Annotated in this window: 1 rRNA gene; it reads right to left on the bottom strand. The window is 53.4% G+C overall.

From position 1 onward, the window contains the following. Positions 1–66: 66 nt before the first annotated feature. Positions 67–1,465: ribosomal RNA gene (locus tag LPW40_RS13535) — 23S ribosomal RNA — on the bottom strand; the annotation flags it as partial.

Here is a 1,465-nt window from a genome sequence, read left to right as displayed (position 1 = left end):
TGAATGATGTACATTCAAAACCATATAGAAGCCAAGCAGTGCAGAAAACCTACACGGTACAAATCTTTGAATAAGTCATCGATCGATTAGTATTCGTCCGCTGAGTGTGTCGCCACACTTACACGCCGAACCTATCCACCTCATCGTCTCTGAGGGATCTAATGGGGAAATCTCATCTTGAGGGGGGCTTCATGCTTAGATGCTTTCAGCACTTATCCCGGCCATACATAGCTACCCAGCGATGCCGTTGGCACGACAACTGGTACACCAGTGGTATGTCCATCCCGGTCCTCTCGTACTAAGGACAGCGCCTCTCAAATTTCCTACGCCCACGACGGATAGGGACCGAACTGTCTCACGACGTTCTGAACCCAGCTCGCGTGCCGCTTTAATGGGCGAACAGCCCAACCCTTGGGACCGACTACAGCCCCAGGATGCGACGAGCCGACATCGAGGTGCCAAACCTCCCCGTCGATGTGAACTCTTGGGGGAGATAAGCCTGTTATCCCCGGGGTAGCTTTTATCCGTTGAGCGATGGCCCTTCCATGCGGAACCACCGGATCACTAAGTCCGTCTTTCGACCCTGCTCGACCTGTATGTCTCGCAGTCAAGCTCCCTTATGCCTTTACACTCTGTGAATGATTTCCAACCATTCTGAGGGAACCTTTGAGCGCCTCCGTTACTCTTTAGGAGGCGACCGCCCCAGTCAAACTGTCCACCTGACACTGTCTCCCGTCCGGATCACGGACGCGGGTTAGAATCTCAACCACACCAGGGTGGTATCCCACCAGTGTCTCCACGTGGACTGGCGTCCACGCTTCCAAGACTCCCACCTATCCTGTACGGGTGGGGTCAAGATTCAATATCAGGCTACAGTAAAGCTCCACGGGGTCTTTCCGTCCTGTCGCGGGTAACCTGCATCTTCACAGGTAATATGATTTCACCGAGCCTCTCGTTGAGACAGTGCCCAAATCGTTGCGCCTTTCGTGCGGGTCAGAACTTACCTGACAAGGAATTTCGCTACCTTAGGACCGTTATAGTTACGGCCGCCGTTTACTGGGGCTTCAATTTGCACCTTCGCTTACGCTGAGCGCGCCTTTTAACCTTCCAGCACCGGGCAGGCGTCAGCCCCTATACGTCACCTTTCGGTTTGGCAGAGACCTGTGTTTTTGATAAACAGTCGCTTGGGCCTATTCACTGCGGCTCATTTTCATGAGCACCCCTTCTCCCGAAGTTACGGGGTCATTTTGCCGAGTTCCTTAACGAGAGTTCGCTCGCTCACCTTAGAATTCTCTTCCCAACTACCTGTGTCGGTTTACGGTACGGGCGGTGGGTATCTCACTAGCGGCTTTTCTTGGCAGTGTGAATCAACAGCTTCGCCCTTAAAGGGCTCCCCATCACAACTCATCTACTCCGGGCGGATTTGCCTACCCGGACAACTCGTTGCTTGGACATGCACTTCCAG

It is taken from the genome of Salinicoccus halitifaciens (assembly GCF_021026095.1).
Classification (GTDB): Bacteria; Bacillota; Bacilli; order Staphylococcales; family Salinicoccaceae; genus Lacicoccus; species Lacicoccus halitifaciens.
The sequence above is the reverse complement of the archived record's forward strand: the minus strand, read 5'-3'. Positions and strand labels throughout refer to the sequence as shown.